The sequence below is a fragment of the Pseudomonas syringae group sp. 247E2 genome, assembly GCF_032587795.1.
In the GTDB taxonomy this organism is placed as follows: Bacteria; Pseudomonadota; Gammaproteobacteria; order Pseudomonadales; family Pseudomonadaceae; genus Aquipseudomonas; species Aquipseudomonas amygdali.
In genome coordinates, this window is sequence record NZ_JAWHPK010000001.1 from 702438 (window position 1) to 724202 (window position 21765).

General features: G+C 58.2%; 18 protein-coding genes. 11 read left to right on the forward strand and 7 right to left on the reverse strand.

The window, feature by feature from the left end; all coding sequences use genetic code 11:
- Nucleotides 1-79: 79 nt before the first annotated feature.
- Nucleotides 80-1072: a GntR family transcriptional regulator gene (locus RYC18_RS03255; RefSeq protein WP_371217845.1), complete on the reverse strand. Its 993-nt coding sequence runs from the start codon at nt 1070-1072 to the stop codon at nt 80-82.
- Nucleotides 1073-1419: 347 nt separating this feature from the next.
- Between RYC18_RS03255 and RYC18_RS03260 the strand changes: the two genes are divergently transcribed.
- The 8 genes from RYC18_RS03260 to RYC18_RS03295 all read left to right on the forward strand — a co-directional run bounded on the left by RYC18_RS03260 (nt 1420) and on the right by RYC18_RS03295 (nt 9192).
- On the forward strand, nt 1420-2793 hold the full coding sequence (locus tag RYC18_RS03260; RefSeq protein WP_002554893.1) for an amidase: 1374 nt from the start codon (nt 1420-1422) through the stop codon (nt 2791-2793).
- Between the two features lie 77 nt (nt 2794-2870).
- Complete coding sequence (locus tag RYC18_RS03265) at nt 2871-3752, forward strand: polysaccharide deacetylase family protein (protein ID WP_004658231.1); 882 nt, start codon at nt 2871-2873, stop codon at nt 3750-3752.
- 27 nt (nt 3753-3779) lie between these two features.
- A complete protein-coding gene (locus RYC18_RS03270) occupies nt 3780-5120 on the forward strand; it encodes an MFS transporter (RefSeq protein ID WP_004664063.1) in 1341 nt (446 codons plus the stop codon).
- Nucleotides 5121-5130: 10 nt separating this feature from the next.
- Entirely contained in the window at nt 5131-5892 is a 762-nt protein-coding gene (locus RYC18_RS03275; RefSeq protein ID WP_005779249.1) for an SDR family NAD(P)-dependent oxidoreductase, read from the forward strand.
- Nucleotides 5893-5923: 31 nt separating this feature from the next.
- On the forward strand, nt 5924-6673 hold the full coding sequence (locus RYC18_RS03280; protein ID WP_004664065.1) for an SDR family NAD(P)-dependent oxidoreductase: 750 nt from the start codon (nt 5924-5926) through the stop codon (nt 6671-6673).
- Between the two features lie 22 nt (nt 6674-6695).
- The gene (locus tag RYC18_RS03285) at nt 6696-6995 is read left to right on the forward strand and encodes a hypothetical protein (protein ID WP_316883135.1); all 300 of its coding nucleotides are present in this window, start codon (nt 6696-6698) and stop codon (nt 6993-6995) included.
- Nucleotides 6992-7999 carry a GTP-binding protein gene (locus RYC18_RS03290; protein WP_316883137.1) on the forward strand — a complete coding sequence of 336 codons (1008 nt, stop codon included), beginning with the start codon at nt 6992-6994 and terminating at the stop codon, nt 7997-7999. Before RYC18_RS03285 ends, RYC18_RS03290 begins: the two co-directional genes overlap by 4 nt.
- Nucleotides 7996-9192, forward strand: coding sequence for a PotD/PotF family extracellular solute-binding protein (locus tag RYC18_RS03295; RefSeq protein ID WP_316883139.1), 1197 nt, complete (start codon nt 7996-7998; stop codon nt 9190-9192). The genes RYC18_RS03290 and RYC18_RS03295 overlap by 4 nt, the downstream gene beginning before the upstream one ends.
- Nucleotides 9193-10308: 1116 nt before the next feature.
- Here the strand turns inward: RYC18_RS03295 and RYC18_RS03300 are convergent.
- Entirely contained in the window at nt 10309-12726 is a 2418-nt protein-coding gene (locus RYC18_RS03300; RefSeq protein ID WP_005779256.1) for a glucose/quinate/shikimate family membrane-bound PQQ-dependent dehydrogenase, read from the reverse strand.
- A gap of 444 nt (nt 12727-13170) precedes the next feature.
- Here RYC18_RS03300 and RYC18_RS03305 point away from each other — a divergent pair, with 444 nt between their 5' ends.
- Together RYC18_RS03305 and RYC18_RS03310 are read left to right on the forward strand one after the other, a co-directional pair.
- Nucleotides 13171-13398, forward strand: coding sequence for a VF530 family DNA-binding protein (locus RYC18_RS03305; RefSeq protein WP_004658220.1), 228 nt, complete (start codon nt 13171-13173; stop codon nt 13396-13398).
- Nucleotides 13399-13451: 53 nt separating this feature from the next.
- On the forward strand, nt 13452-14108 hold the full coding sequence (locus RYC18_RS03310; protein WP_005746579.1) for a Pr6Pr family membrane protein: 657 nt from the start codon (nt 13452-13454) through the stop codon (nt 14106-14108).
- A 15-nt stretch (nt 14109-14123) separates the two neighbouring features.
- On the opposite strand, the gene RYC18_RS03315 is transcribed toward RYC18_RS03310, so the two are convergent.
- The 3 genes from RYC18_RS03315 to RYC18_RS03325 all read right to left on the reverse strand — a co-directional run bounded on the left by RYC18_RS03315 (nt 14124) and on the right by RYC18_RS03325 (nt 18685).
- Nucleotides 14124-14891, reverse strand: coding sequence for a siderophore-interacting protein (locus RYC18_RS03315; RefSeq protein WP_005779257.1), 768 nt, complete (start codon nt 14889-14891; stop codon nt 14124-14126).
- A complete protein-coding gene (locus RYC18_RS03320; protein WP_316883154.1) occupies nt 14888-15478 on the reverse strand; it encodes a PadR family transcriptional regulator in 591 nt (196 codons plus the stop codon). The genes RYC18_RS03315 and RYC18_RS03320 overlap by 4 nt, the downstream gene beginning before the upstream one ends.
- 87 nt (nt 15479-15565) lie before the next feature.
- Nucleotides 15566-18685, reverse strand: a complete 3120-nt coding sequence (locus tag RYC18_RS03325) for a transglycosylase domain-containing protein (protein WP_005746575.1) — start codon at nt 18683-18685, stop codon at nt 15566-15568.
- Nucleotides 18686-19045: 360 nt separating this feature from the next.
- On the opposite strand from RYC18_RS03325, the gene RYC18_RS03330 reads away from it, so the two are divergent.
- Nucleotides 19046-19951: a hypothetical protein gene (locus RYC18_RS03330; protein WP_005746573.1), complete on the forward strand. Its 906-nt coding sequence runs from the start codon at nt 19046-19048 to the stop codon at nt 19949-19951.
- A 50-nt stretch (nt 19952-20001) separates the two neighbouring features.
- Here the strand turns inward: RYC18_RS03330 and RYC18_RS03335 are convergent, their stop codons facing one another.
- Complete coding sequence (locus RYC18_RS03335) at nt 20002-20691, reverse strand: hypothetical protein (RefSeq protein WP_005779263.1); 690 nt, start codon at nt 20689-20691, stop codon at nt 20002-20004.
- A 178-nt stretch (nt 20692-20869) separates the two neighbouring features.
- Nucleotides 20870-21583: a hypothetical protein gene (locus RYC18_RS03340; protein ID WP_005741120.1), complete on the reverse strand. Its 714-nt coding sequence runs from the start codon at nt 21581-21583 to the stop codon at nt 20870-20872.
- Between the last annotated feature and the right edge of the window lie 182 nt (nt 21584-21765).

The following is a 21765-nucleotide window of genomic DNA, read 5'->3' on the forward strand; positions in this document are numbered from 1 at the left end:
AGAGCGTCCAGAACAGCGTTGCCACGCTGGAGCGTGGTAACGATAGTCTCTGTCGCGTTAACTCCAACTTTGCCCCATCTCAACTCAATCGCGTCAGGTACCCCGGCACTTCCTGCTCCGGCAGTACCGATAGCACTTTCAGGCGCTGGAGCATGCGCTGCCGGGCGCGTTGCAGGTGCTCCTTGAGGTTCAAGGCCGCGGCGTCGAAAGCACCGTGCAGCAGCAACTCAATGATTAGCCGGTGCTCGGCCAGCATCGCTTCATCCGCGCCAATTTCCAGCAACCGGTAGAAAATCCGGTTGATGATCATTGGGCTCTGCGCCTGACTGATCAAAGTGGCGATCTTGCGGTTTTGCAGGCCGCCCAGACACTGCTGATGCAGGTCGTCCTCAAGGCGCTCTATTTCCTCCAGGCTGCACTGTTCGGCATTTTGCGCTTGAATGACTCTGGCCAGCATGGCCTCCAGAGTTTCGCGACTCAGCTGCGGCGCGGTCTGGCGCAGGGCTTCGGGCTCAAGGCAGGCGCGCAGTTCGTAGTCTTCGGTGATCTCCCGGGCCGTCAGCGGCCCTGCCAGCCACTGTGAGTAAGGCTCTTTTTCCACCAGGCCGCGATCACGCAAACGCATCAGCGCCTCGCGAACCACCGCGCGGCTGACGCCGTAGTGCTGCGCGGCGCTTTGTTCATCCAGCCGATAATGACCAAAGGCGATACAGGCCGACAGCGCCGCGCCGATCTCGTCATGAATACGTTCGCCGAGTGGGCGGGTGTCGACCAGCTCTTCGCTGCTGTCCAGCCCGAACTGCTTGTGGCTCAGGCTTAACCGCAACGGCTCGACTTCCCCGGCGTCAGGATTGACCAGGTAACCCCGGCCATCGAAACGGCTGATCAAGCCTTCTTCATGCAGCAGATTGAGCGCCTTGCGCACTGGCACCCGGCTGGTGCCGAACAGTTCTGCCAACGGTGCTTCAAGCAGCACCAGTCCATTGGCAGCCGCACCCGAGACGATTGCGTTACGCAACACCTCACGGATCGTGGCGTAACGCGACGCGGTGCGCGTGTCCTCTTCTGACATCGGTTTCATACACTTCTGGCGGTTGACGGACGATTCTCGCACAGAAGCGCCGTTGTCACCCTGGGCCACGTCCTGATGCTCGCTCATGGGGCCACCGTTACTTTTTTGCACTAAAATGTATCTTTTGTAAAAGATACATTATTTCTTTATGACGATCCTGTTCGTCCACGACGCCTTATCGCAACTGATTGATGCCTTTGCAGAAAGGTTTCTAGTACGGCGTTTCCAGCGCGAAAGGGCCGTCAGCTCTATCGGGTCAGGGCGTCGCGACATGCAGATTGGCATGGAACCTGCCTTTGTTAAATGTACATTTTATTAATAAGTACATTTTTGAGGGTGTGATGTCCATGACCGATACCGGGAGTCACAGCGTTACCGGTGATGCCTGCGCACTGGCCGAGGATTTTGCCCAGGGGCGCAGTGACCCTGTGCAGGCTCTGGACAAGGCGCTGCAACAGGCGGCACGCGCCGATCATGTGTTCATTTCCATGAGTATCGAACGGGCACGCAGGGAAGCCGAAGCGTCTGCGGCCCGCTGGCAGCAAGGGCAGCCATTGAGCCCCTTCGACGGCGTGCCCATCGCCTGGAAGGATCTTTTCGACGTGGCAGGCAGCGTCACAACCGCCGGTGCTGCGGTGCGCAACAACCTGTCGCCCGCGCTGCTGGATGCGCCGAGTGTCGGGCTGCTGGCACGGTCCGGGATGGTCAGCCTGGGCAAGACCAATCTCAGTGAATTCGCTTATTCAGGGCTGGGCCTGAACCCGCATTTCGGTACGCCGATCAACCCCAACAGCGACGGCTCGCCACGCATTCCTGGCGGTTCGTCTTCGGGTTCGGCAGTCGCCGTCGCCAACAGAACCGTACCGATCGCCATGGGCACCGATACCGCCGGTTCTATTCGTGTGCCGGCAGCGCTCAACGGTCTGGTGGGGTTTCGCAGCACCAGCCGCCGCTATAGCCGCGACGGCGTTTTCCCGCTGGCGCTGACGCTGGACAGCGTCGGGCCACTGACCCGCAGTGTGCGCGACGCTCTAGTGATCGATGATCTGCTCTGTGCGCGCAGCAAACCTTCATCGTTGATACCACGCAGCCTGGCCGGTCAACGTTTCCTGCTCGATCAGGCGGTGCTGGAAGACGAACGAGTCACGCCGGCCGTTCGCGACAACCTGTTGCGTGCTGTTGAAGCCTTGCGTGCAAGCGGTGCGCTGATCGAGGTCAAGCCTTGCCAGGCATTTCAGGCCACGTTGCTGTTAACCCAGCAACAGGGCTGGCTTGGTGCAGCCGAGGCATTCGCGCTGCATCAGCCGTTGCTCGACAGCGACGCAGCCAGCCAGCTCGACCCCAGAGTGCGCAAGCGCCTGGAGGCCGCACGGCATATGCCCGCCAGCCTGCTGGTCAATCTGTACGCCGCGCGCGAACGTTTGCAGGAGCAATTGACCCTCGAACTCGATGGCGCGCTGCTGATTACTCCAACTGTTGCTCATGTGGCGCCGCCGCTCGTGCCCCTGTTGAACGACGAAGAGCTGTTCATTCAAACCAACCTCGCCACGCTGCGCCTGACCATGCCGGGCAGCCTGCTGAACATGCCCGGCGTGTCGCTGCCCAGCGGCAGTGATGCCTCGGGCCTGCCCACCGCAGTGTTGCTTAGCGCTCCGGCGGGGGAAGACGCACGGTTGCTACGCGCAGCGCTGGCAGTGGAAGCACTGATCGCAGCCCCTTGAACAACCTGTGAATTTTGAAACCGGCCCGCGTGCGGTACATCGCGAAGCCGTTCTGATTAACCCGTGGGAGAACAAAGATGGCCAAAGAAATTCTGTGTGCGTTTGGTGTGGATGTAGATGCGGTAGCGGGTTGGTTGGGCTCCTATGGCGGCGAAGATTCGCCGGACGATATTTCTCGCGGCCTGTTCGCCGGTGAAGTCGGCGCTCCGCGTCTGCTCAAGCTGTTCGAGCGTTACGGTCTGCGCACCACCTGGTTCATTCCGGGGCACTCCATGGAGACCTTCCCCGAGCAGATGAAAGCCGTGGCGGATGCCGGGCATGAAATCGGTGTGCATGGTTACAGCCATGAAAACCCGATTGCGATGACCCCGGAGCAGGAAGAGATCGTCCTCGACAAGTCCATCGAACTGATCACGCAAATGACCGGCAAACGCCCGACCGGCTATGTCGCGCCATGGTGGGAGTTCAGCAACGTCACCAACGAGCTGCTGCTCAAGAAAGGCATCAAGTACGACCACAGCCTGATGCACAACGACTTCCACCCTTACTACGTTCGGGTGGGCGACAAGTGGACCAAAATCGATTACAGCCAGCATCCGGATACCTGGATGAAGCCGCTGGTACGTGGCGAAGAAACCGATCTGGTGGAAATTCCGGCCAACTGGTACCTGGACGATCTGCCGCCAATGATGTTCATCAAGAAGGCACCTAACAGCCACGGTTTCGTCAACCCTCGACATCTGGAGGAGATGTGGCGCGACCAGTTCGACTGGGTCTATCGCGAACACGAACACGCTGTATTCACCATGACCATTCACCCGGACGTGTCTGGTCGCCCGCAAGTGCTGCTGATGCTGGAGCGCTTGATCGAGCACATTCAAAGCCATGCAGGCGTCAAGTTCGTCACTTTCGACGAGATTGCAGACGACTTCGTGCGTCGTAACCCCCGTACCCGTTGATACATTGCCCTGTCCGAGGCGTCACTCATGTCCATTTACAACAAGCTCGACCTGACCGGCTGGAAACCTGAGCAATTGACTCCGGAGCAAGTACGGTTCGCCACATGGATTGCGTTTTTCGCGTGGGTGTTTGCGGTATATGACTTCATTCTGTTTGGCACGCTGTTACCGGAAATCGGTCGGCACTTCAGCTGGAGTGAGGTCGAACAGGCCGAAATCGCGACCTGGGTCGCGGTCGGCACCGCGGTGGTGGCACTGGCCATCGGTCCGCTGGTAGATCGCCTGGGACGGCGCGTGGGTATCATTTTCACCGTGAGCGGTTCGGCGATCTGCTCGGCGCTCACGGCCATCGGCGGATCATGGGGCAAGTCGCCGCTGATCCTGATTCGTTCGCTGGGCGGTCTGGGTTATGCCGAAGAAACGGTCAACGCGACCTACCTGAGCGAAATCTACGCGGCATCCGACGACCCGCGTCTGGCCAAGCGCCGTGGCTTCATCTACAGCCTGGTGCAGGGCGGCTGGCCGGTCGGCGCTTTGATCGCAGCAGGGCTGACCGCCGTGCTGCTGCCGATCATTGGCTGGCAGGGTTGCTTCGTGTTCGCGGCCATCCCGGCCATCGTCATCGCGATCCTGGCGCGCAAGCTCAAAGAGAGCCCGCAGTTCCAGATCCATCAACGTATTACTCAGTTGCGCAAGAAGGGCGACGTGAGCCAGGCACAGGCTGTGGCGCAAACCTACGGGGTCGATTACGACGAGCACAGCAAAGCGGGGATCGGTGCTGCCTTCCGCGGTTCTTCGTGCCGCGCCACGCTGGTGATCGGTGCTGCGATCCTGCTCAACTGGGCGGCGATTCAGGTGTTCAGTGTGCTGGGCACAACGGTGATCGTCAGCGTTCACCACATCTCGTTCGAGAACTCGCTGATCATTCTGGTGCTGTCCAACCTGGTGGGTTATTGCGGTTACCTGTGTCACGGCTGGATGGGTGACCGGATCGGTCGTCGTAACGTGATCGGTCTTGGCTGGATGCTGGGTGGTCTGGCGTTCGCCGGCATGCTCTACGGGCCTAGCAACATGGTGACGGTCGTTGGCTTGTACAGCCTTGGGCTGTTCTTTCTGATCGGCCCTTACTCGGCGGCCTTGTTCTTCATCAGCGAAAGCTTCCCGACCAGCATTCGTGCAACGGGCGGCGCAATCATCCACGCCATGGGCCCGCTCGGTGCAGTGGTCGCAGGCTTCGGTGCCACGTCGGTATTGAGTGCAGGCGGAGACTGGCAGACCTCGGCGCTGTATTTCGGCGCGCTGCCTTGCTTCCTGTCGGGTGCACTGATGTTTGCGGCCAGGCATGTGCGACCTGAAACGGTGAAATGAGGAGCAACACATGATTCGTAAAGTTGCAGTAGTAACCGGTGCCGCCAGCGGCATCGGCCAGGCGCTGGCAGTGGCTTTTGCCCGGCACGATGTGGCGGTGGCAGGCGGATTCTATCCGGCTGACCCGCATGATCCGAATGAAACCCGCAGGCTGGTGGAGGCGGCGGGTGGCGAATGCCTGATGCTGCCGCTGGATGTGACCAGCACCGAGTCGGTCGACGATCTGGCTGCGGCTGCGATCAAGGCCTATGGCCGAATCGATTACGCTGTGGCCAATGCCGGACTGTTGCGTCGTGCGCCGTTGCTGGAAATGACCGACGAGCGCTGGAACGAGATGCTCGACGTGGACCTGACCGGGGTGATGCGTACTTTCCGCGCCGCCGCCCGGCATATGGGCGAGGGCGGTTCGCTGGTGGCGATCTCATCGATTGCCGGTGGTGTCTACGGCTGGCAGGACCATTCCCATTACGCCGCCGCCAAGGCGGGTGTGCCAGGGCTGTGTCGCTCGCTGGCAGTGGAGCTGGCGCCCAAGGGCATCCGCTGCAATGCGGTGATTCCCGGTTTGATCGAAACGCCACAGTCGCTGGACAGCAAGAACTCGCTGGGCCCTGAGGGTCTGGCGCAGGCGGCCAAGGCCATTCCGCTGGGTAGAGTAGGCCGAGCGGACGAAGTCGCTGCGCTGGTACGTTTTCTGTGCAGCGACGAAGCCAGTTACCTGACCGGGCAAAGCATCGTGATCGACGGCGGCCTGACCGTGCGCTGGCCGGGGTAGATCGCGCAAATTCAACCAAGGAACCCGACCCATGCAACAGCTCAAACAAAAACGTGCGGTGATCACCGGTGCAGGCAGCGGCATTGGTGCTGCCATCGCGCTTGCCTACGCGAGTGAAGGTGCGCATCTGGTGCTGGGCGATCGTGATCCGGTCACTCTGGCCAAGGTTGCCGAACACTGCCGTCAGCTCGGCGCGCAGGTGCAGGAATGCGTGGCCGACGTCGGCAGCGTCGAGGGGGCGCAGGCCAGTGTCGATGCCTGTGTCGAGCATTTTGGCGGCATCGACATTCTGGTCAATAACGCCGGCATGCTGACCCAGGCACGTTGCGTCGACCTGAGCATCCAGATGTGGAACGACATGCTGCGCGTCGACCTGACCAGCGTATTTGTGGCCAGCCAGCGCGCCTTGCCGCACATGATTGCCCAGCGTTGGGGACGCATCATCAATGTTGCTTCGCAACTGGGCATCAAGGGCGGTGCCGAACTGACCCATTACGCCGCCGCCAAGGCCGGGGTGATCGGTTTCAGCAAATCCCTTGCGCTGGAAGTCGCCAAGGACAACGTGCTGGTCAATGCCATCGCTCCCGGCCCTATCGAAACACCGCTGGTCGCCGGGATCAGCAGCGCGTGGAAAACCGCCAAGGCTGCCGAGTTGCCGCTGGGGCGTTTCGGTCTGGCCGAGGAAGTTGCGCCGGTGGCGGTGCTCTTGGCCAGCGAGCCGGGTGGCAACCTGTTCGTCGGCCAGACGCTAGGTCCCAATTCCGGCGACGTCATGCCATGAGCAAACTGCTGGAGAACACCTGATGTGTGGATTGTGCGGGCTGTTGGGCGAAGATGTGCACTGGAGCGACCCACTGGCTGCCGACCTGCCCCGGCGGCGTGAGCGTTTGCGGCGTATCGCCGCGATCAACAAGGTGGTGGCTCCTTTTCGCTTTAAGGTCGACGACTTTCAGGGCGTTTCCTACCTTCTGCTGGGGGCCACCGGCAAGCAGGAACTGGCGACCGGCCTGGAGCAGCTCTGGGAGAAAGCCGAGTTACTGATTGGTCGCCCGCTCGACCCGCTGGATTCCCGTTTGCTCGACCATCTGCAGAGGTCATCATGAGCATTGCTCTCAATGTGATTACCGGCTTTCTCGGCAGCGGCAAGACCACGTTGCTCAAACGCCTGCTGGCCGATGAAGACATGGGCGAAACTGCGCTGTTGATCAACGAATTCGGCGATGTCGGTATCGATCATCTGCTGGTTGAAGAGGTTGCTCCGGATACCGTTCTGCTGCCCAGCGGTTGTGTCTGCTGCTCCGTCAGGGGGGAGCTGAAAGATGCGTTGCTCGGCCTTCTGGAGCGACGTAATCGTGGCGAGATTCCAGCGTTTCGCCGGGTGATCCTGGAGACCACCGGCCTTGCGGATCCCGCACCGATTCTCACCACGCTGAGCAATGACCCGCAACTGCGCGGGCGTTTTCATATCGGCCTGATCGTCACGTTGGTAGACGCCTGCCACGCAACACTGCAAGAGCGTCTGCATCCGGAGTGGCTGGCTCAGATCGCGGCGGCGGACCGGCTGTTGTTGAGCAAGACCGATCTGGTCGATCAGCCCGCACTGGATGCGCTTCGTCAGCACCTGCAAGCGCTGAATTTCTCTGCACCGCTGCGGGATACGGTGCAGATCCACAGTGGCGATCAACTGTTGCTGGGCGAGGGCATGCGCAGCGACGAACCGGCCGCTGAAGTGACGCGTTGGCAACTGCATCGGGTGCTGTCGACTTCCGCGCGGCATGGTGATGCGCAGGTCTGTTGCCTGACGTTCGAGCGGCCTCTGGACTGGGTCGGTTTCGGGGTGTGGCTGTCGATGCTGTTAAGATGCCACGGTGAACGAATCCTCCGTGTCAAAGGACTGCTCAACGTGAACGACAACCAGGCTCCCATCGTGATTCATGGTGTGCAGCATTGCCTGCATGCGCCGGTGCATCTTGCAGCCTGGCCAGGAGAGGATCGTACTTCCCGGCTGGTGTTCATCCTGCGCGGTCTTGATCCCGAGTTGCTGCGTCGTTCATTCGAAGTGTTTTCCAGCAGCTTCGCGCCATCACTCAGCGAGTCTGCGGCATGACCATTACCTTGCGTGTGCTGGGTACGTCCGTGACCTTGCTGGAGTCCTTGCGTGAGCGGGCCGAGCAGGAACTGGGCATCAAGCTGATCTATCAGATCCATGACGTGCAGACCGCGCAACGCATCGCGGTCATGCAGCCCGACAGCTACGACCTTTACGATCAGTGGTTTCATAACGTTGATTTCGTCTGGCCTGCGCGGGCCATTCAACCCATCGACACGCGGCGCATCGCGCTTTGGCACGAAATCAACGACCTGCCCAAACAGGGGCGACTAAGACCCACCGATCAACCGGGCAGCGGCAGTGTGCCCAGCGAACGTCTGTTCGTGCAGCACGATGGCTGCCTGGGCAGTGCGGTGACTGAGCGCATCAGTATGTTGCCGCTGACTCACAACGCCGACAGTTTTGCCTATCGCCCCGAGCGTTTGCCGGATGGGCTGAGTCCTGCTGACGAAAGTTGGGGCTGGTTGCTCGACCCTGTGTGGGGTGGGCGCATCGCCTTGCAGAGCGACGCTGCTATCGGCGCACTGGATGCCGCATTGGCTGTGCAGGGCGCTGGGATGGCGGCGTTCAAGGACATCGGCAACATGAGCATCGAAGAAATCGACGTGTTGGCCGACGTGCTGGTGCGTAAACAGCAGCAAGGGCATTTTGGCGCGTTCTGGTCAGACGACGAAGAAGCCGCCGAACTGATGCTCAGCCCGACCATCGACATTCAGAGCCTCTGGTCACCGACCCTGGTCAGGTTGCACCGCGCGGGTGTGAAGTACCGCGTGGCAGTGCCCAAAGAGGGTTATCGCGGCTGGTTCGGCGGGCTGTCTTTATCGCGCCACGCCAAAGGCCCGGTGCTGGATGCAGCCTACGCCTACCTGAACTGGTGGCTGTCCGGCTGGCCGGGCGCAGTGATGGCGCGGCAGGGGTATTACATCGGCAATCCGGCGCGCAGTCGTGATCATCTGAGTGCCGCAGAATGGGATTACTGGTACGCCGGTCTGCCCGCTCGCGAGCAACTGCTCGGCAGCGACGGCCTGCCACTGATCGACGCCGGAGAGATCCGCGACGGCGGTTCCTACGAGGAACGCATGGGCCACATTGCAGTGTGGAACTCGGTCATGAACGAACACAACTACCTGGTCCGCCGCTGGAACGATATCCTGCGCGCCAGTGGCAAAAGCAGCGCCAAAGCGCGTTAGGCACGCATTCAAAAGCGGACGCAGAGCGTCCAGAACGGCGTTCCCACGCTGGAGCGTGCGGAACGATAATCGTCAGAGCACCATCGTGCCAATGCTCCGCGTTGGCATGCAGTTCGTGACGCTCCGCGTCACAGGTCTGCGCCGCACCACATATTCAAGAGCGGACGCAGAGCGTCCAGAACGGCATTCCCACGCTGGAGCGTGCGGAACGATAATCGCCAGAGCACCATCGTGCCAATGCTCTGCGTTGGCATGCATTTCGTGACGCTCTGCGTCACAGGTCTGCGCCGCACCGCACATTCAAGAGCTGACGCAGAGCGTCCAGAATGGCATTCCCACGCTGGAGCGTGCGGAACGATAATCGTCAGAGCACCATCGTGCCAATGCTCTGCGTTGGCATGCAGTTCGTGACGCTCTGCGTCACAGGTCTGCGCCGCACCGCACATTCAAGAGAGGTCGCAGAGCGCCCAGAACGGCATTCCCACGCTGGAGCGTGCGGAACGATAATCGTCAGAACACCATCGTGCCAATGCTCCGCGTTGGCATGCACTTCGTGACGCTCTGCGTCACAGGTCTGCGCCGCACCACATATTCAAGAGCGGACGCAGAGCGTCCAGAACGGCATTCCCACGCTGGAGCGTGCGGAACGATAATCGTCAGAGCACCATCGTGCCAATGCTCCGCGTTGGCATGCAGTTCGTGACGCTCTGCGTCACAGGTCTGCGCCGCACCGCACATTCAAGAGCTGACGCAGAGCGTCCAGAATGGCATTCCCACGCTGGAGCGTGCGGAACGATAATCGTCAGAGCACCATCGTGCCAATGCTCTGCGTTGGCATGCATTTCGTGACGCTCTGCGTCACAGGTCTGCGCCGCACCGCACATTCAAGAGAGGTCGCAGAGCGCCCAGAACGGCATTCCCACGCTGGAGCGTGCGGAACGATAATCGTCAGAACACCATCGTGCCAATGCTCCGCGTTGGCATGCACTTCGTGACGCTCTGCGTCATAGATCTACAGCCTTGTCCGGTAGCAAATGCAGCCGAGACAAGGTTTCAGTAGCAACAAAAAAAGCGGCTACCTCTCGATAGCCGCTTTCCATTTACCGCACTAATGCATCACTTCGGCAGTTTGAATGCCATCACGTAGTCACCCTGTTTGGTGCCCAGTGAACCGTGACCGCCCGCCACGACCAGCACGTATTGCTGACCGTCCTTGCCGGTGTAGGTCATCGGTGTGGTTTGGGCGCCTGCTGGCAGGCGACCTTCCCACAGCTGTTTGCCATTACGTACATCGTAGGCGCGCAGGTATTGGTCAAGCGTACCGCTCAGGAAGGCCAGACCGCTCGCCGTTGTGATCGGGCCACCCAGGCTTGGAACGCCCATGGTCAGCGGGATCGGGATTGGCGAACTGTCACGCACGGTACCGTTCTTGTGCATCCAGATGGTTTTGTGGGTGGTCAGATCGACCGCCGCCACGTAACCCCACGCCGGTGCCTGGCACGGCAGGCCCATTGGCGACAGCAGTGCTTCCAGGATCACGCCATAAGGTGCGCCCTTGTTCGGCTGCACGCCTTCGGTTTCGCTCTTGCGGCCAGGGCCGCCTTCGACTTCGGCAGCAGGCACCAGCTTTGAACGGAACGCCATGTAGCTCGGGTTGACGAAGGCAATCTGACGAACCGGGTCGACGGAAATACCGCCCCAGTCGAACACACCGAAGTTACCCGGATAAACAATCGAACCCTGCAGCGATGGCGGCGTGAACGGGCCGTCGTAGCGCAGCGACTTGAAGTCGATCCGGCACATCATCTGGTCAAATGGCGTCACGCCCCACATGTCGCGCTCTTTAAGCGGCGGCGGCATGAAGTTCAGGTCGGACTTGGGCTGGGTCGGCGAGGTGTGATCGCCTGCAACAGCGCCTTGCGGAACCGGTATTTCGTTGATCGGCACAATGGGCTGACCGGTGCTGCGGTCCAGCACGTAGATGCTGCCCTGCTTGGTCGATGCCAATACCGCCGGCTTCACGCCATCAGCCGTTTTCATGTCCAGCAGGGTCGGTTGACCACCCACGTCCATGTCCCACAGGTCATGGTGGGTGAACTGGTAATTCCAACGTACGCGACCCGTCGCGATGTCCAGCGCAACCAGGCCCGCGCTGTATTTCTCGGAATCCGGCGTACGATCGCCGCCCCATTGGTCAGGCGTCTGGTTACCCATCGGCAGGTAGATCATGCCGAGCTTTTCATCGACGCTGAACATGGACCACATGTTCGGCGAGTTGCGCGTGTAGATCTTGCCTTCGGCAATTGGCGCAGTCTCTTCCGGATTGCCGCTGTCCCAGTTCCAGACCAGACGGCCAGTGTGCACGTCGTAGGCACGGATCACGCCGGACGGTTCATCCATGGAGACGTTATCGGTAACGTGGCCGCCGATGATCACCAGGTCTTTGGTCACTGCCGGTGGCGACGTGGAATAATAGCCGCCCGGAGCAAACGTACCCATGTTGGCAGTCAGGTCAACCGAACCCTTGTTGCCGAAGTCTTCACACATTTTGCCGGTATCGGCGTTCAGCGCGATCAGACGGGTGTCGGCAGTCGGCAGGAAGATTCTGCGTGGGCATGCATTTGAAGTGGCGCTGGCTGCGCCCGGTGCTGCCGGGCTTTGTGCCGGGGCGCTGGCTGCATAGGCTGCGTCGTCATGATAAGTGACGCCACGGCAGGTCATGTGCGCCCAGCCTTTGAAGTTTTTCGCATTCTGGGTGCTGAGTTTCGGGTCGAAGCGCCAGATTTCCTTGCCCGAATCCGGATCAAGTGCGATCACCTGGCTGTGCGGCGTACACACGTAGAGCATGCCGTTGACCTTGAGTGGTGTGTTCTCGGCAGTGGTTTCACCCGGGTCGTTCGGCCCAGGGATGTCGCCAGTGCGGAAGGTCCAGGCCGGTTCCAGTTTGTTGACGTTTTCCGGCGTGATCTGCGCCAGAGGCGAGTAGCGGTCACCGAATGCGGTACGGCCGTAGGACTGCCAGTCGCCGTCAGGCATGGCCGGAGCGGTGTTGGTGGTGCCGGCAGTTTCGCGGTCCAGCTGGCCTTCGATACGGCCAGGGTTGGTGAACTGGCTCGCCAGCGCGGTCAGACCGGCCAGCACGACAGCAACGCTCAGTGCGCCAGTGCCCATGCGCGCCGGGCCATTGCGCAGCAGTGGCTTGCGGAACCACGGCAGCAGCAGGACGATGCCCAGTGCGAACCACAGCGCTAGGCGTGGCACCAGTTGCCACCAATCGAGTCCGACTTCCCACAACGACCATACAGTGCTCGCGAACAGCAGCAGTGCATAAAGGCCCAGCGCAGCCGCGCGACCAGTGATCAGCAACACGCCGGTCACGGCGAAGCCGATACCGGCCAACAGGTAATACAACGAGCCATCCAGTTGCAGCAGTCGGGCACCACCGACCAGCAAGGCCAGCCCCATCAACAGGATCACCAGCCCGAGCAGGGTCGGCAACAGGCGATTTCTATTTGAAGCACCGTCAGTGCTCATAATGCGAATCTCCGCGAGAAGTAAGTAGTTGATATATTGTTTTCATGTACGCCGCCGACCCTGGCAGCATTCCTTGAGGCTGTTTATTGAAACGAATCACCGACGTTCGAATTCAACATCACACAGAACACGGTTGCCCATTCAGCGCGGCCCGGTCATTGATTCGTAGACCATTGCCGCCCGAATTCGTGCATAGGTGTTTATTCAACGGAGTCTCTTCAGAAAGGAAACCTGCAATCCTTAAACGCGCAATGATAGGACGCTAACGATTTTTCTAAAAGCGATAAACCTGACATGGATCATTGCAAGGTCGGCAACAGTGGCTCAAGTCGACTGTGTTTTATGAAAGCGCGGCGCTTACAATGGCAAACTTTTCGGGAAGACCTGCGCGCTCCAGGAAGCTGTTCAGGCTGCTATCCCTCTTCATCAGCTTCAAGGCTCATCATGACAACACCCAATTCCGATCCGCTGCACGGCGTCACGCTGGAGCAGATTCTCAGGGCTCTGGTCGAACATTACGAATGGTCCGGCCTGGCCGAGCGCATCGACATTCGCTGCTTCAAAAGCGATCCGAGCATCAAATCCAGTCTGACTTTTCTGCGCAAGACGCCCTGGGCGCGTGAAAAGGTTGAAGCGTTGTATGTGAAGTTGCATCGCGGCAAAGGCTGGTAACAGGCCCGCCAGAAAAGCCCGGCATGGACGCTGGAACTCAAGGATAACGATTGATGCACCGCGAACACTCAACTGCGCAGGGACAGCGCTACTACACCCTTGTTGCAGCCTGCCTCGGCTGGTCGGGGCTGGTCATCCAGCTGTACCTGATCTTCATTGGCCGTTATGCCGATCACGCCAGTCTGCTGGGCGGACTGGTGCGGTTTTTAAGTTTCTTTACCGTACTGACCAACACCCTGGCAGCCGTCGCGCTGAGTTGTGCCCTGACGTCGCGGCAGTCGGCAGGCCACCGTTTTTTCCGGCACCCGGTGGTATGCGGCGGCATTGCGGTGAGCATTGCGCTGGTGGGCATCGCTTACAATATTCTGTTGCGCCATCTGTGGCACCCGCAAGGCTGGCAGTGGGTGGCCGATGAGTTGCTGCACGACATAATGCCGCTGGCGTTCGTACTGTACTGGTGGCTGTACGTGCCCAAAGGCGTGTTGCGCTTGAGCCATGTGCCGCTGTGGGCGATCTATCCGGTCATCTACTTCGCCTACGTCCTGCTGCGTGGCCACATGCTTGGTGACTACCTGTATCCATTCATCGATGTCGGCACGATCGGTTTTCCAAAGGCATTCATCAACGCGCTCGGCGTGCTGCTCGGGTTCTTGCTGGTTGCACTGTTGCTGCTTGGGGTCGACAGATGGGCGGCTCGTCGCACGATGTGAGTCGCCCAGGCTTGCCTATTCTTCAGTGCCGTCCAGCTTCCAGTAGCCAGCGGCCTTGACGAAATCCTCTTGCAGGCCGAACTCATCGAGCAGCACGCGACGCAGCTTGCGTGACAGCGCGGATTCAGTCGCGACCCACGCGTACAGCTTGCCCTCGGGCATCTCCAGGCGACGCGTGACATCCACCAGATTCTGCTCACCGCGTACGATCCAGATCACGTCGACCTGTGCGGCGCTGTCGAACACCTGCTGTTCCTGCGGGTTGGCCACTTCGACCACCACCAGCGCTGCACGGTTGGCGGGCAGCGATTCCAGGCGTCGAGCGATGGCGGGAATCGCCGTTTCATCGCCGATCAGCAGGTAGCTGTCGAACATGTCCGGCACCACCATCGAACCCTTTGGCCCTGCGATGTGCAGAAATTGCCCCGGTTCAGCCTGAGCCGCCCAGGTGGCAGCCGGGCCTTCGCCATGCAGAACGAAGTCGATATCCAGCTCACCGCTGCTTTCGTCATAGCGACGCGGGGTGTAATCGCGCATCGGTGGACGTGGTGCGTCCTTGTCGCTGGTAGCGGTCAGGTCTTCCAGGGCTGCCTGTTCTTGCGCTGTCTGCGGGAAAAACAGTTTAACGTGGTCGTCTGTGCCCAGACTGATGAAGCCTGCCAGTTCCGGGCCCTGCAAGGTAATGCGGCGCATCAGCGGAGTCAGCTCTGTGACTCGCAACACCTTTAGTTTGCGACGCTTGATTTCATGCATGACGCGATGGATTGACTGGGGCGAATTCATACCGACTCCTCCGAGGTAGGTTGAGGCCCATCGACGACAGCCTTGGCCGTGCTGTTGAGCAGTTCGCTGACCCGCAGAATCTCTTCCGGGGTCCAGCGGCCGTGGTGCATCTGCAGCGCGTGGCGCAGGTTGTGCACCGCTTCGTGGATTTCCGGCGGACGATCGTGGCCGCGCAGTGAGCGCTTGCTGACATCGATGCGCATGCGCACACCTTCCAGCGCCACGGCCTGATCTTCCAGGGATTGGCGACCCGCATCGGTGATGGTGTAGAGCTTCTTGCCAGCCTGGGCATCGCCGACCACCATTTCGCTTTCTTCAAGAAACGTCAGGGTGGGGTAGATAACGCCGGGGCTGGGGCAGTACGCACCCTCGAACAGACCTTCGATCTTGCGGATCAGGTCATAGCCGTGTGCGGGCTGTTCGGCGATCAGTGCCAACAGCAGTAATTTCAGATCGCCAGGGGCGAAAACCCGAGGGCCACGTCCACCGCGTTCACGGCCTGGGCGTTTTTCAAAACCGTCGCGATCTTCACCTGGTTCACGAAGATGCGGCGGACGATGGTGGGGAGGGTGTTTATCTTCACGCATGTTTTTGATCTCTGGTTACAAGTTAGATATACCTTAAGATATATCTTATTGTAATCACAGAGCTGGCAGACGAGCGGTCATTGCCGGTCAAACACCCTTGGGCGGGTCGGCAAGCGGGGCATTGCACATCGCCTGTCCGTGGTTCTCCAGATAAGGCGTCAGGATCGGAGCCATACCTTTGAGTACCTGTACCGGCAATGCCGAGGTGAAGCGAAAGCCTTCGGCGGCGCGTCCCGGTACGAACGCGGTCAATGCGCCGAAGTGGTTGTCGCCGATATAAAACACAAAGGTCGCCGTGCGATTGATCGCCCTGGAACTGAGAATGCGTCCGCCTGCGCCGATGCTCTCGATCCTGTTATCACCCGTGCCAGTCTTGCCGCCCATCGCCAGCACGCTGCCGTCCTGCATCTTGAAGGTGCCTTGCACACGCTTGGCGGTGCCGCCATCCACCACCTGCGACAAGGCTTCGCGCATTGCCGCGGCAACTTCTGCTGGCAGCACGCGCTGGCCCAGCTCCGGGTTGATGGTCAGTTCGGTGTCGTAAGGTGTACCAGCTGCAAAATGCAGACTGTCGATACGCACGGGCGGCAAACGGATGCCGTCGTTCTGGATAATGCCGATCAGCTCGGCCAGCGCCGCCGGGCGATCACCCGAGCTGCCGATAGCTGTTGCCAGCGATGGCACCAGATGGTCGAACGGATAGCCCACGCGCTGCCAGCGCTGTTCGATATCCAGAAACGCTTCGACCTCCATCATGGTCCTTACGCGACTGTCGCGAGCGCTTTTGTGGCGACTCTTGAACAGCCAGCCGTAGACTTCCTGACGCTCGTAACGACTGGCGGCCACGGCGTCCTTGAATTGTGCTTCAGGTTGTTTGAGCAGGTAGCCCACCAGCCACAGTTCCAGCGGGTGGACGCGGGCGATGTAGCCTTGATCGGGCAAGTCGTAAGTGCCCGGCCCATAGCCCTTGTACAAGTCGGCAAGACGCTTGTCGGTCAGCTTCGAGGTTGCTTTCGGCTCATCCAGATGCGCACGGATGAACGCGTTGAACGTCGCTTGATCAGCCCCAGGCAGCAAGTAGCGATGTACGGCAGCCAAGCGGATGGCCGTGGGATGGATACCGTCCAGAAAAGTATCGAGGCGTTCCTGAGTGGTCTTTTCCTTGTAGCGTTTCCAGAAGCGCAGCAGGAAAACCGTGCCCTCGCGGTCGGCAAACTGCGTGAGGTATTCCTGACGGCGCGGGTTGTCGTCATCCTTGAGCAACTCGGCGCTGTTGTTGGGCGCCTGATACGTGCTGTAGCGCACCACATCGCGCATCAGGCGAATGAACGGCAGGTTGATCGACTCACGCAGCGACTCGCGCAGGGTGGGAATCCGCTCGTTGTCTTCGCGCCTGAAGTTATTGAAACGGTGCATGCCGCCACCGGTGAAGAACGCCTCTGCCGGGCTGGCCGAATAGGTGCGATCCAGCGCGGCCGAGAGCATTTTCGCCAGATCACGGTCCTTGTTCATCAGCAGGTAATCCACTGCCCAGCGAGTCAGCCGGTCAGGTTCTTCGACAGGCACCTTGCGCAGTTGCGCGGTACTCAGATTCCCATACCGCCCGTGCAGCTCGGCGATGATCTCCAGGTAAGTGGTCAGCACACGCATCTTCGCGGTCGAACCCAGTTCCAGCTTGCTGCCTTCGTTGATGTCGAACGGCTGATCAGTGCTGTCGGTCTGCACCCTGACCCGCGAGCCATCCACGCCGCGTTCGAACAGCGTGAAGCTATAGCGTACCTGGGTGGTACTGGCCGGGGTCAGCAGCCGCTCTCCCATCAAACCGGTTTTTGCAGCGAACTCAGGGTTGGCCAGGTCACGCAGGTACTGGCTGACGCTGCGCTGCAATTCGCCATGCAGGGTACTGGTGGCCGACAGATCAAGACGGTCCAGGTCGTAAAGCGGGCGATTGAGCAGGTTCGACAAACGAGTGCGCGCGACACTGATGCCTTTATTGGTTTCGATAGGCTGAATGGTCGGCTGCTGCGCCCAGTCGCGGTAGGTGACCTGGGCTGCCAACGCGGCATCGGCCAGCGGTTGATCAATGACATTGGCTTGGGCCAGCAGACGTAGATGGCTGTCGGTCAGGTCCGCCAGTTCCAGGCGGCCCTTGGCCAGATAGTGCGACGGACGACGCTGGGCAATGACCAGTGACAGCACTTCGCGCAGGGCGAGCGCCTTATCGGCCAGCCGCTGTTTGTCTGTGGGGCTGGAGGCCAGTAAGTCATTGGTTTTGGCAAAATCCGCACCGAACCACACCCGCAACCCTTCGGCCAGCCCATGCACTTCACCGTGCCCCGGCACCGCGGACAACGGCACACTGTTCAGATAATCACGCACCACCCGCTGGCGTACCGCGAGGGTCTCGGTGCCCGGTTGATAGGCGCGAACGCTGGCGGAAATCATCTGCCGCAACTTCTCGGAACCCGACAGCGTCAGCCCGTCGGGTGAATGGCGATATTTTTCCAATTGAGTGGCAAGCGTACTGCCGCCAGCCGACTGGCCGGGGAGGGCGAACATCTTCGCCAGTTGCGACCACGCGGCCTTCACGAAGCGTGGCCAGTCCACTGCCGGGTTGGCCAAGGGTTGCTGCGGGTCCAGCAAGTCGCGGTTTTCGATAAACAGCAGGCTGTTCACCAGCAGTGGCGGAATAGCGGTAAAGGTCGGATAAAACTGCTGCGGGTATCTGAACTCATACAACGGTTCGTTTCGGCAATCAGTGATCGACAGGCCAGCCTGGGTCTTTTCCTCGTAAGGCACGAAGAAGCCATGCTGAACGTAGCGCATCAGCTCTGGTGAGAAACGGGTCTGGCGAGTAATCACATAATCGCGCTTGAGCAGACGCTGCAGGAACTCATCCAGCGACGAATAGCCCAGGCGCCTGTCGAACGGCCCGTCACCGGGATACACCACGTCATGGCTCGGCCCAGGCTGCATCGAATAACTCAGGCTCGCGGCAAAGCGGCTGAACTCCCGCGCCTGCAGCCTTGAACTGCGGCTCTCCACCGTTATTGCAACACCCAGCGCAATGCAGGCCAGCACCACAATCACCCAAAACACCCGCCACCCGTATCGCTTGCGACGCGGACGCTTTGGCGCGCGTGGGTCATCCTGGCGGTCAGCTGACAGCGCTTCATGCTTGCTATCGGAATGCCGAAATACGCCCATAGTCGATTGTCCGGTCATCCTTTCAACGCACCTGACCCAAGCTTAGACGCTGGATGGGAATGTGGGGGGAATTGTGTGGTGGTTTTCGAGATTGGCTGAGACGATGCCTGGACTGGCATGGCTTGTATGCATTTTCGTCTAAGCACAGGGTTTGACTGAAAAAATATCAGTCATAGATAAGCGCCTGAAAAGCATTCTTTATAAATCAAGGCGTTGGACTTATAAAATATTATTGGTTATTTGTAGGACGTTTCCGATAATTGTTTCCAACGCTTGATCTCGAATTAAACAGGTGATTACGTCCGGTTTTGTCAGTGGCAATGATGCCCTGATTAGCTAATCCCTATCGAGATCAACAAAATGAAAAACAAGAAAAACAAGGCAGGTCGTGCGTTTGTGTCTGGATTGCTCTTGGCAATGTCTTATCACGCCATGGGTCAAGTAGAAGGAGCTCCTGTCGTCAGTCAACAACCAATGTTGCAGGAACAGGCTGTACAAAACCCAAGCCATTCGAATCCTGTGGTGCTGTCGGACAAGATTCATCAGATCAGTCATATTCTGGAGAATACTTCGGCAGTTCATCAGTATAATTTCACCGCTGCGCGCGGCCAGAACGTACTGATTACAACGCCGGATTCGGATTACGACCAGAAATGGAGGTTGGAGTATCAGGTTGATGGCGGCCGGTGGCAGCCCAAGCGTCATTCATCGGCGCAGAGAATCGAAGGGCTTAATCCTGGTTCACAAGTCAATATACGTATTGTCGCGACTGACGGTGCCAGGTTTGATACCACTGATTACAGCGTGGTGTTTGGCTCGTTTCCTCATATGCGTTATGACTTGCACCACGAAGAGGGCTTCAGGTTGATTCCGTATGGTTTCACCAAACCCGCTTTTCTGGCGACTCAAGCGCTCACAGAGGCAATGCTCGAGGTTACGTTTACCGACAGCAAGGCTTTTCCGCTGGAGGGCGGTGTATTTGATTTCGAGCTCAGTATCAAACATCACCAGGCTAACGGACAATACACCTCGGACAGTTCGGGGAAAATAATACAGCGGGTAACGTTTAAACGCTGCGAGGGCGGCTTGCTCGCTGATAATTTCACTCACCTGAGTGAAAACGGGCGAGAAACCTGGAGTACTCGCTACGAGCCAAAAAAGTATTGGGCTAATAATAGGCTCGCTGAGCAATTGGCGGATAAACCTCATGTGTACAATTTGGGGCTGATTTGCAATCGCTGGCTGATCAACTGGTCAAGGAGCTGACTTAAAAAACGCTCTGTCTGCCGTAGGCGCTACAGAGCGTTTTCTGACCATCAGGCCCTTGTATCGATCAAGTGTGTCGAACCTTTTTCTGCTTTTTCTTTGATCTGACTTATCCAGATTTCACTAGGGTCATCTTTTTTGCTGAGTGCTATTTTTCCAAGATCAATGATGTTTTGAAAATTTAGCAGGTCAAGTTTATAGGTTCCTTTGAATGTGTCTGTGTCATGGTCAGCCAGCGTCATGAGGATTTTGGCATGCGTGATCGCAGCATCCTTGAGGTGGGTTTTTTGGTTGATGGCATCTGATAAATACTTGATTTCATTGATGCCTAACTTATCGTCCAAGTCTATTATTTTAAGCTCGGCATCATCGCCTATCGTATAGCTGAAATTTTTACCCGTCAGGTCGGGGCGCAAATCTATAAGCTCCGCTCTGAACTCTTGGTAGAAACAGGATTGTAATTCCGACATGAGCAATGCATCCACATTAAGGTGCTCTAGATAAAGCTCTTTTGTCATTGGGCGAATGACTTTTTTAGTCGGGTCTCTCTCGTCGGGATGATTGGAGGTGAATTGCAGCCACGGCTCTTCCTCACGCGTGTAGAAAGCATTTGCAAACTCTTCTTTTTTACTCAGTGCCGGTTTATCCTCAGGCGATCGTGTGAGGGGTTCTGTTTGGAGGGGGTTCAAGGGACGTGATGGAGGAAGTAAAAAGTCGGAAGTAATAGTGCTAATGTACATTTTCTGCTCCTTGCTGAATAATTGTATCGTTCTTGTTATCGGTAAATGAACGAGATTCTTGGGCTGATAAAGCTGTGGGATAAATCCTGCTTACAGGCTTTGTGTGATTTGCGTCACGAAACAATGGCATGCCACTGGCTATTTCGAGCGAAATATCAACGGCCTGTATTTGCATTCATCAAACGTGCACATCAACCAGAGGTTTTGGTTCTTCCTCACGCTTCGGCGCATAGCGCTCGATCTGGTAAATAATCGTGTCCATGAAATTGCCAATATGGTTGCGGCTGAAGATCTGTCCGTAGTCGATGACTTTGCTGTAACTCTCCAGATTGAGGGTGTGCTGGTTACCGAATTTTTCCGTGTAATGGTCGAGTAGCGTCATCACAATTTTTGCGTGCGCACGCAGATCCTCTTTCAGTTGTTGACGTTCGTTCAGCTTCTCGGTCAGGTACGTGAACTCCGCCGGCGTGAGTACCTCGTCCGGGTCGGTCACCTGAATGTCCTGATTAAAGCCCAGCGTGAAGCCGAAATGCTTTTTTGACAGCTCTGTATTGAGGTAAAAAAGCTGCTGCTTGAAATCGTGGAAGTTGTCGTACATACGGCATATGGTTTGGTCAAAATCCTTAATGTGGTTTTCCAGATACCTGGCTCGGATATCTTTTGCTTCCTTTTCAGACATGTTCTCTAAAATAGCGCGTCCTGCCGCCGAATTTTTGTAGCTGGAAAACCAAGGTGTCTCTTCGGTCGTATAGAATTCAGCGTTCGGGTCACGCGGTTTTTTTTGTTCTGGCTCTGTAGGGAGCTTGTTCAAAGGGGGCGAGGCTATCTCGTTTTTTTTATCAAACAGGGTTTGCCATTCTTGTGCGGAGATGTAGTTAGGGCCGATATTCATTGTGCACCTGATTTTCTGTAGTCAATTTACTAACGGCACGAACAGGGAAAACTTGCGCTGAGAAGAGTGTAGGAATATTCCCAGGTTGCTGGGGTGGCAATTGTTTTGTAGGAAGTTTCTTTGTTTTTCGTTTTGCTATTGACCTTGAGATTGGATTTCTATTACGTCCTATTTTAGTTGTT